This window comes from Pseudomonas sp. GM78, assembly GCF_000282475.1.
Taxonomy (GTDB): domain Bacteria; phylum Pseudomonadota; class Gammaproteobacteria; order Pseudomonadales; family Pseudomonadaceae; genus Aquipseudomonas.
Genome location: NZ_AKJF01000148.1, coordinates 1 through 9991, shown reverse-complemented (window position 1 = coordinate 9991; position 9991 = coordinate 1). Strand labels below are relative to the sequence as shown.

Below are 9991 nucleotides of genomic sequence, written 5' to 3'. Positions count from 1 at the left end.
AAAAGTGAGTCGCCGTAAGGGCGAAACCATAGGTGGCCGTTACCGCAGCAATGGATATGTACTCAGACAACAATCTCCCACAAGCTTCGACGCGGCATGGATCAACCAACGGCCACCGTCGCCGGCAAATCGGCTGTCACCGACACCCACCAACCACTCAATAAACATCCCGCAAATAACGCTTCTGCTCACTCATCTGCCGCCAGTAATCAGCCGCGCCTTGCGGGTCCAGTCCGCCGTGGTGCTGGGCGACCTGGCGCAAGGCCTGGTCGACATCCTTGGCCATGCAGCTGGCATCGCCACAGATGTACAACCGGGCGCCGTCCTGCAGCCAGCGCCAGAGTTCGGCGCCTTGTTCGCGGATGCGGTCCTGCACGTAGATTTTCTCGGCCTGGTCGCGGGAAAAGGCCAGGCTCAGTTGCGTCAGCAGGCCATCGTGCTGCATGCCTTGCAGTTCATCGCGGTAATAGAAGTCGCTGGCGGCGTGCTGTTCACCGAAGAACAGCCAGTTCTTGCCCTGGTCGCCCCGCGCCCGGCGTTCCTGCAGGAAGGCGCGGAAGGGCGCGACCCCGGTGCCGGGGCCGATCATGATCATCGGCACTTCACCGTCGTTCGGCACGCGAAAGTGTTTCGATGGCTGGACGAAAACCGGTACCTCGGCGTCCTGCGCGCGGTCGGCGAGGAAGGTCGAGGACACGCCCTTGCGTTTGCCGTAGCGCACCGCGGCCACGGTGAGATGGACTTCCCGTGGATGCGCCTTGGCGCTCGAAGCGATTGAATACAGGCGCGGTTGCAGGCGCTTGAAGGTGCCCAGGAGTTCGCTCGCCGAGCAGTCCAGCGGATACTCCTGCAGCACGTCCGCCAGTTGCCGCCCCCACAACCAGTCTTTCAACTGGGCCTTGTGTTCATTGCCCAGCAGCTGTTTCAAGCCGGGGTTGGCGCTGCGCTCGGCGATGAAGGCCAGGGTGTCGCTGTTGGGCCGGGCGATTTCGAAGTGTTCGGTCAGCGCCTGACGCAATGACACCTCACCGCATTTATCGACACTCACCGGTGTCTCGCCATTCAACCGGGTCAGGTCGAGCAGCTCGTCCACCAGTTCCGGGCAGTTGCGCGGATGGACGCCCAGCGCGTCACCCGCTTCATAGCCCAGTCCGGAATCCGCCAGGTCCAGGGCAAACATGCGGGTTTCCTTGTGCGGGCTCTGGCGGTTCAGGTGAAGATTGGCCAGCAACCGCGAAGCAAGAGGCTTGGCCTTGCCAGGTGTCTCGGCGGCACTGTTGTTATGTACCGGGGCGGCGACCGCCACCTCAGGCTTGAGGGTCTTCTGCAATTGCTCCAGCCAGGTATCGGCGCGCTCCTCGAACTCGGTGTCGCAATCGACCCGTTCCAGCAAGCGGGTGGCGCCCAGTTCCTGCAGGCGTTCATCAAGTTGCTTGCCGTGCTGGCAGAACCGGTCGTACGCCGGGTCACCCAGGGCCAGCACGGCAAAGCGCAGCGATTCCAGGCGCGTTTGATCGTTGTTGAGGGTGTGCCAGAAACCTTCGCCATTGTCCGGCGGATCGCCATCGCCGAAGGTGCTGCTGATCAGGGCCAGGTTCTGCGTGCTGGCCAATTTGCTGGCTGGGAAATCGGCCATCGCACTCAGCTCCACGGCGAAACCGCCGTCACGCAGGCGCGCGGCCAGGCGCTCGGCCAGGGTCTCGGCATTGCCGGTTTGCGACGCCCAGAGCAAGGTCACGGCGGGGGCATTTTCTTCAGTGGCGGGGGACAGGGTTCCAGCCTGATCAGCTACACCCGCATCGACCCGGCTGAACAACCCGCCCAGGAGCCCGTCCAGCCACAACCGCGTCTCGTTGGCCAGCGGCGCGCTGGCCGGCAGCACCGGCACACCGGCGGCCTGGCGACCGGCCGGGGATTGCAGGCCGCTGAGAAAACCGGCGAGGTAGGTGCGTTCACTGTCGTTCAATTGCGGGGAGGGCAGGCGACGGATGCCCGCGAGATCGGCGAAGGTCTCGATGCTCGACATGGCGAGTTCCTCTGGTAAGGGGGATGAGTCGACGGTGGCAGGCGCTGGCGTTTGCAGGAACTGATGGTCGATCAGTTCGACACGTTGCAGGGCGACCGCACAGAATTTGAATTCGGGCTGCTGCGAGATCGGGTCGACGGCATCGTTGGTCACGGCATTGATCGCCAGGTTCTCGCCGAACACATCGTTCCAGTGAAAGGGCACAAAGCAGTTGCCCTGGCGCACGCGGTCACTCACCACCGCCGGCAACACGGCCCGACCCCGCACCGAGCGCACCTCGACCGGGTCCTTGTCCTTGATGCCCAGCGCGCTGGCATCCTCGGGATGGATCTCCACGAAGGGGCCCGGGTTGAGCTTGTTCAGGGTCGCCACCTTGCCGGTCTTGGTCAGGGTGTGCCACTGGTGCTGCAGGCGCCCGGTGTTGAGCACGAAGGGAAAAGCTTCATCCGGCATTTCGGCGGGGGCCATGTGCGGTCGGGCGAGGAAGATGCCTTTGCCGCGCTCGGTGGCAAAGACGATCGCCGGCTGGCTGCCATCGGCTTCGATCCTGAGCGTCTGGCTGACGCCATTGTTGAGGTAGCGAATCGGATTGCGGTCCGCCGCGGTATCGCTGGCGCAGGGCCATTGCAGGGGTTTATCACGCAGGCGCGGGTAGCTGGCGCCGCGAATGTCATAACCGGTCTTGGGGTTCCAGGCGCGCTTGATCTCTTCGAACACTTCATCGGCAGTGCTGTAGGTGAACGCCGCGGCGAAGCCCATCTCGCAGGCCACCCGCGCGATGATCTGCCAGTCGGGCAGCGTTTCGCCCGGGGGCTCCACGGCTTTTTGCATCAGCGTCAGGTTGCGCTCGGAGTTGATCATCACGCCCTCGGCTTCGGCCCAGAGCGCGCCGGGCAGCAGGATGTCGGCGTAACGGTTGGTCTCGGTGTCGAGGTAGGCGTCCTGGGTGATGACCAGTTCCGCCGCCTGCAGGCCGTCGATCACTTTCTGGCGGTTGGGGCCCGACGCCACCGGGTTGGTGCAGATGATCCAGCAGGCCTTGATCCGTCCGGCGCTCATGTCTTCGAACATGGCCACGGTGCCGCCACCGGCGCTGCGCGGCAGGCGGTCGCGCGGGATGCCCCACAAGTCCTCGATGAACGCGCGGTCCGCCTCCACCAGCATCGAACGCTGTCCGGGCAGGCCTGGCCCCATGTAGCCCATCTCGCGACCGCCCATGGCGTTCGGTTGCCCGGTCAGGGAAAACGGCCCGCTGCCGGGCCGGCAGATCGCCCCGGTGGCCAGGTGCAGGTTGCACAGGGCGTTGGTGTTCCAGGTGCCGTGGGTGCTCTGGTTCAGCCCCATGGTCCAGCAGCTCATCCACTGCGCGGCCTCGCCGATCCATTGCGCGGCCTGGCGAATGTCGGCCTCGGGCAGGCCGGTGAAGTGTGCGACCTTTGCCGGCGGATAGTCCTCGAGAAATTCCGGCATGGCGTCCCAGCCTTCGGTGAACGCCGCGATGAAGGCCGGGTCGGTGTGGCCGTTTTTCACCAGCAGGTGCAGCAAGCCATTGAGCAACGCCAGGTCGGTCCCAGGCAGGATCGGCAGGAACAGGTCGGCCTTGTCTGCGGTGGCGCTGCGCCGTGGGTCGACCACGATCAGCTTCGCCCCGGCCTTGACCCGGTTCATCATGCGCAGGAACAGGATCGGGTGACAGTCGGCCATGTTGGCGCCGATGACGAAAAACAGGTCCGCCTGATCGAAGTCCTGGTACGAACCCGGAGGGCCGTCAGAACCGAGGGAGAGCTTGTAGCCGCTGCCGGCGCTGGCCATGCACAGGCGCGAGTTGGACTCGATGTTTGCGGTCCCGACAAAACCCTTGGCCAGTTTGTTGATCAGGTATTGGGCTTCCAGCGACATTTGCCCGGACACGTAGAACGACAACGCATCGGGGCCGTGGCGCTCGAGGGTGTCGCGCAGCCGGCTGGCCGTCTCGCTGATGGCCTTGTCCATGGCGATGCGCACCGGGTCGCGGCGGCGTTCGTGGCGCAGGTAGGCGTGTTCCATCCGGCCCGACTCGGCGATGGCCTGGCCGCAGGTGGTGCCTTTGGTGCAGAGCCTGCCGGCGTTGGTCGGGTGGGCCTTGTCGCCGCTGACCTTGACGACCCGGTTGTTTTCGACCTGCATGACGATGCCGCAGCCCACACCACAATAGGGACATACACTGCGTACGGTTTTGCTTGCCATCCTCGCCCCTCGAATCTCTTGCCGGCCGTTGCCGATGCCGGAAACAAAAAAGGCGCCATGCGGCCCACCGTCAGAAAAAACGGGGGACACACGGCGCCTTTGTCGTATGCATGCAATCAGCGTTGACTGCAGGGTTGAGGTGTTACTAGCAAGTCACGCGCCAGAAATGCCCTTGAGGTCGTGATCGAAGCCAATACACAGGTGGGGGCACGGCTTTTCCGGGTGAAAACCGCAGTCTTGTGCGGTTCTGGGGTGAGGGGGAGATCATCGAACGCCGGTGCAAAGTAACGGCGCTGCATCCGCTGCCTGCACTTTTATAAAGCGCCATGTGCACCCGGGTGCACCAGTCGGTGGCGGTGGCGGGACTGGCGCCTGAAACGCTCCAGTCCCGCCCGCACGATCACTTGCCCAGCGGTGGGGTACGCGGCGGGATCAAGCGCTTGGAGCCTGTGGCTTCGAACGCCGACGCCAGGCGCAGCAGGTTCGAATCGTCATAGGCGCGACCGGCAAAGGTCAGCCCCACGGGCATGCCGATGTCCGGCATGACGCCCATCGGCACGGTAACCGTCGGTACACCCAAGTGGCGTATCGCGAGGTTGCCGTTGGCCACCCAGACACCATTGCTCCAGGCGATGTCAGCCGCTGCCGGATCGACGTCGGCATTGGCCGGGCCGACGTCGGCGACCGTCGGGAAAATCACCGCATCGAGCCCCAGCCCATCCATCCACTGCTCAAGATCGATCTTGCGGGTCTGTTCAAGGCCACGCAGGCCGTCCGGCACCGTCGGGATCTGGTCCCACGGGGTGATGCCGCGCTCGGCCATGCGCACGTACTCGTCCATGCCGGCGGCAAGGTCGCCCTCGCGGTTGGGCAGGGTGCCCGGGTCGTGGGGGAAAATCAGCGGCCCGTCGACATCGACCAGGCGGTTCAATTTCGGGTCGCCATTGGCCTGCAGGAAGTCGTCGAACGCCCAGGCCGTCAGGTCCCACAACTCGTGATGCAGGAACTCCTTGGACACGATCCCGCGATTGAACACGGTCGGCGCACCGGGGCGATCGCCCTCGCAATTGGAGACGAGGGGGAAATCCACCTCGATGACTTCGGCGCCGGCGGCTTGCAAGGCCTGGCGTGCCTGCTCCCACAGGCCGATCACCGACGGCCGGGTGTGGATGCGCTGCCCGGTCGGGCCGCCGATGCCAGGGGACTCGCTGGTACCGGCTTCGGGATCGGCGTTGATGTACATGCGCGGAACGCCCAGGCGCTTGCCGGCCAGCGCCGCAGCGTTGACCGCCAGGTCCTGGTAAGACGCGGGGCGCACCGAAGCGACAGACGGAATTGGCACCCAGGGTTGCAGGCGCCACAGGTCGCCGCGGGTGTCCGGGTCCTCGGCCACCACCACGTCGAGCACCTCGAGCAGGTCGGCCATGGTCCTGGCAAATGGCACGACCACGTCCATGGTCGGCGTCAACGGCCAGTTGCCGCGCACCGAGATCACGCCGCGTGACGGCGTGTAGGCACACAAGCCATTGTTGGACGCAGGGCCGCGACCGCTCGACCAGGTTTCTTCAGCCAGGCCGAAGGCGGCAAAGCTCGCGGCCGTGGCCGTCCCTGCACCGTTCGAAGAGCCCGAGGCGAAGGGGGCGGTGAGGTAGTCGGCGTTGTACGGGCTTTCTGCGCGGCCGTAGACGCCACGTTGCATGCCGCCATTGGCCATCGGCGGCATATTGGTCTTGCCCAGGCAGATGGCGCCGGCGGCGCGCAGCCGTTCGATGGTGAATGCATCGCGATAGGCGACCAGGTCCTTGAAGGCCGGACTGCCGGAGGCGGCGGTGAGCCCCTTGACCAGGTAACTGTCCTTGGCCGTGTAAGGGATGCCATCAAGCGGGCCCAATGTCTGGCCCTTGGCGCGACGGGCATCGCTGGCCTGCGCCTCTTGCAACGCATCGGGGTTGCGCACCACCACCGCGTTGAGCGCAGTGGGCGTCTGGGGCGTGTCGTAGGCATCGATCCTGGCCAGATAAGCCTGGACCAGCGCAACGGCGGTGGTCTGGCCGGATTCGAGCGCAGCGCGCAGTTGGGCAATGGAAACTTCGGTGACTTCGATCATGCGGTGACTGCCGGCTGTTGATGGGGGATGCGCTGGGTGAGGCATCCGGGTACGCCCGTCATGTTAGCACCGCGATCGCCGAAGTCAGCTGTCGACTTGAACAAGCAGGCGCTGGCTCACGGGACTGAAGGCTGTGCGCAAACGGTCGATGACCTGGTCAATCGAAGGCCCTTCAATGGCCGGTGGTTGCGGGCTCTCGCCAAATTCACGCCAGATGAACAAGGTCATTTCCGCGCCATCGGTCAGCGTATGCGCAGCGGCACTGGAACCGAAGTTTTCCAGCAGCCTGTAGCGCTCATCCTGCCAGAACAGGTCTTCGACCCACCGATACACCGGTATGTAATGGAAATGGATGGGGAAGCGCGGATCATGGCCGAATCGACTGATGTAGAGCCACTTTGGCTGCAACTCCGCTTGCAGGGTTTTCTGGACTCTGGCGAGCAGCACGCCCAGCTCGGCCAGGGCCTGTTCGGGAAGGTCGGACAACGAATTGGCGTTGTGCCGGGTTCCCAGGACCAGGTAGCCGGGGAGTGCCGAAGACATATGGTGGTTGAGGATCCAGTGGGCGGTTTCATGAATGATGAAACGAGGGGCGATGTCCATGGGTCAATGTCCGTTGGCGAAGTTGCCAAAAGGGGCGAAGGGGTTGGCCACGACAGATTCTAAATCCAGCAAAGCGCCGTGCGATACGCTTTTTGCGTTGAGGCCATGAGCAAGGCCCAAAAGGGCTGTTCCCTTTTGGCGCGGGCAATGTAGGGGCAAACCCTGCCGCCGGCCACTAGACAAGGGTGTGGCAGGTTAACGCTTTGGTATGAGGCTGGGGATCATAGGTTCAGGTCAATTACATGGGCGGTGTTGAATTGAGCATTTTCATTGACGCCACCCTTGGCATAGCCTCGGGCGTTGCAAATGACCTGGGTCATGCCGATCCGGTAATCGAAGCTGCCGTGGGTGTGCCCGTGCAGCCAAAGCGCGGGCTGCCACGCTTCGATCCGCTCCCGGAGGTCCGAAACGAAACTCGCGTTGATTGGCGAATCGGCGAAGGTCGGGCTGATGCTCAACCGTGTCGGCGCGAAATGGGAAATCACCACCGTGGGGATACTGCGGTCGGCGGCAAAACAGTCTTCCAGCCAGGCGACCGTCTGCATGAAAAGCAGCTGGGAAATGGCCGGCGTGAACAGGTCTGGAAAATCAGGCGACACCTTGATGCGGCTGTAGTCGCGGATGAGGCTGGTTGCCATGTCGATCCCCTGCGCCCGCTCTTCTGCCCGATCAAACAGGCGATAATCGGACCACAGGGTACAGCCCAGGAACCGTACGCCATCCTGAATGTGCGCCGTGCGTTCCAGCACGCGGATCGGTGTGCCTTGCGCCAAACTGTGCAACTGCTCGTAGGTCGAGACCAGGTCACTGCCATAGAACTCGTGATTGCCGGCCACGTACAGCACCGGTATCGGGCATGCCCTGGCCCACTCGATGGCGGCGGCCGGTCGGGAAATGTCGCCGGCCAGGACCAGGATATCGGCTTCCACAGCCGGGAATGGCAGGGCGTCGACGGACAAGTGGATATCGGACAGCAAGGCGATGCGCATGGAACGGTTCCTGGCAGTCATGAATGTTGGTGGCTACGCACCAGAATCGATTCGTTGATCTGGTCGATCGAGGTTACTCCCGTAAGGGTCATGGCCACGCGCATTTCCTTGGCGAAAATATCCAGCATGTTTTCCACCCCGCGTTGACCATCGGCCGCCAGTGCATAGGCCATGGAGCGCCCCAGGAGCACGCCTTTTGCTCCCAGGGCCAACATGCGCACCACGTCCAGCCCCGAGCGGATCCCCGAATCGACCAGCACCTTGAGGTCATCGCCGACCGCTTGCATGATCGGCGGCAAGGCCTGGGCCGTGGAGAGCACGCCGTCCAGCTGGCGGCCGCCGTGGTTGGAGACGACAATGCCGTCGGCGCCAAAGCTGACCGCATCCCTGGCGTCCTCGGGGTCGAGAATGCCCTTGATGATCATCGGGCCCTTCCAGAAATCGCGAATCCACTCCAGGTCGCTCCAGCTGATCGACGGGTCGAAGTTGTTGGCCAGCCAGCCGATGTAGTCTTCGAGGGTAACCGCCTTGCCGAGATACTTCGAGACATTGCCCAGGTCATGGGGACGGCCCAGCAGGCCGACGTTGAACGCCCAGTCAGGCCTGGTCATAGCCTGTAACATTCGCCGCGACGACGCATAGGGACCGGACATGCCCGAATGGGCATCGCGATAACGGGCGCCGGGCGTCGGCATATCCACCGTGAACACCAGGTTCTGCACGCCGGCGGCCTTGGCGCGTTCCAGGGCGTTTTTCATGAAACCCCGGTCCTTGAGCACGTACAGCTGAAACCAGATGGGCTGTTGACTGTTGGCGCAGACTTCTTCGATCGAGCACACCGACACGGTGGACAGGCACAGCGGGATGCCCTTGTTTTCGGCGGCCTTGACCGCCTGCACCTCACCGCGGCGGGCGAACATGCCCGTCAGGCCTACCGGTGCCAACACGATGGGCATCGACAGTCGTTGATCGAACAAGGTGGTTTGCAGGCTCAACGCTTCGACGTTCTTGAGGATCCGCTGGCGCAGGCTGACCTGCGTCAAGTCGGCGCTGTTGGCCCTCAGCGTATGCTCGGCATAGGCTCCGCCATCGATGTAGTCGAACAAAAAACGCGGGAGCTTGCGACGCGCTGCCTCGCGATAATCGGATGCGGACGAAATGATCATATTGCCGATGCCTTGAGCTGATGAGGGACGGTGACGTCTGTCGAGCGTGAAGGCAGATTAGCCCATGCCATCGCAACCCTGTTGAAAAGCCGTTCAAACCTTTTGTGGCTGCAACATGGCCGCAACAATGCGCGCCTATGATCCGCCTCAACCAAAACTCAGGGAATGACCCATGAATCGGCCATCAAGAAGCCTGCGCAAACTGCTCGACTCCGTCGCCGCCAACAATGAGGGCGCGGCGCTGGACGTGATGCGCGCAGCTGAACAGCTCAAGGACGAAGTGTTGCGCCAACGCTTGTTTAACCTGATTCATCGGCTCAACCAGGACGCCATCGATTTGCGGATTGCGCGGGATGAGATTCAGGGGGGTGGGATCAAGCTGGCGTGACTGGCGCCCGTCAACTTGCTGAAAGGGCGCCAGGCGCTGTCACTGGTTTTTCGCGCTGGCCAGGTAATAGGCAACCAGCGCGTTGGCGTGGCCATGACCCAAGCCGTGCTCGGTCTTGAGCCAGGCGACCATTTCCATGTGCTTCTTGGTGCTGACGGTCTTGAGCAGGTCAAGCCAGTGGGTGACCGGGTGTCCGTACTTTTTTTCGATAGAAGGGAAGTACGAGGCGGGTCCTTTTGTTTGTGTCTCTTCAGTCACGTTCAAAACTCCTTTTTTTGCCGGGTTATCAGGGGAAGTGCCGAGCGCTCTGGAAAGTCGGGTAATGATCCGAATGCAGTACCGGTGACGTTACTTTTTAGCCTGCACTGAATCCGGTGTCCACTCTTGGTGGGTCCTGCTTTAGATAGCCGATGATTGTTGTTCAGGTGTACATATCCATTCCTGCGGTAACGGCCACCTAGGGTTTCGCCCTTACGGCGAGTCACT

Annotated in this window: 7 protein-coding genes; 1 reads left to right on the top strand and 6 read right to left on the bottom strand. The window is 63.0% G+C overall.

The window, feature by feature from the left end:
• Nucleotides 1-157: 157 nt before the first annotated feature.
• The 5 genes from PMI35_RS08120 to lldD form a co-directional block, all read right to left on the bottom strand.
• Entirely contained in the window at nt 158-4252 is a 4095-nt protein-coding gene (locus tag PMI35_RS08120; protein WP_008063265.1) for a bifunctional nitrate reductase/sulfite reductase flavoprotein subunit alpha, read from the bottom strand.
• A 400-nt stretch (nt 4253-4652) separates the two neighbouring features.
• Nucleotides 4653-6359: an amidase gene (locus PMI35_RS08125; RefSeq protein WP_008063264.1), complete on the bottom strand. Its 1707-nt coding sequence runs from the start codon at nt 6357-6359 to the stop codon at nt 4653-4655.
• Nucleotides 6360-6443: 84 nt separating this feature from the next.
• A complete protein-coding gene (locus PMI35_RS08130) occupies nt 6444-6962 on the bottom strand; it encodes a hypothetical protein (RefSeq protein ID WP_008063263.1) in 519 nt (172 codons plus the stop codon).
• A gap of 221 nt (nt 6963-7183) precedes the next feature.
• Nucleotides 7184-7951 carry a metallophosphoesterase gene (locus PMI35_RS08135; protein ID WP_008063262.1) on the bottom strand — a complete coding sequence of 256 codons (768 nt, stop codon included), beginning with the start codon at nt 7949-7951 and terminating at the stop codon, nt 7184-7186.
• 17 nt (nt 7952-7968) lie between these two features.
• A complete protein-coding gene (gene lldD / locus PMI35_RS08140; protein ID WP_008063261.1) occupies nt 7969-9117 on the bottom strand; it encodes an FMN-dependent L-lactate dehydrogenase LldD in 1149 nt (382 codons plus the stop codon).
• 172 nt (nt 9118-9289) lie between these two features.
• On the opposite strand from lldD, the gene PMI35_RS08145 reads away from it, so the two are divergent.
• Nucleotides 9290-9505 (top strand): hypothetical protein, encoded by a 216-nt coding sequence (locus PMI35_RS08145; RefSeq protein WP_008063260.1) that lies wholly within the window; start codon nt 9290-9292, stop codon nt 9503-9505.
• A 39-nt stretch (nt 9506-9544) separates the two neighbouring features.
• Here the strand turns inward: PMI35_RS08145 and PMI35_RS08150 are convergent, their stop codons facing one another.
• Nucleotides 9545-9763 (bottom strand): DUF4287 domain-containing protein, encoded by a 219-nt coding sequence (locus PMI35_RS08150; protein WP_008063249.1) that lies wholly within the window; start codon nt 9761-9763, stop codon nt 9545-9547.
• Nucleotides 9764-9991: the final 228 nt, after the last annotated feature.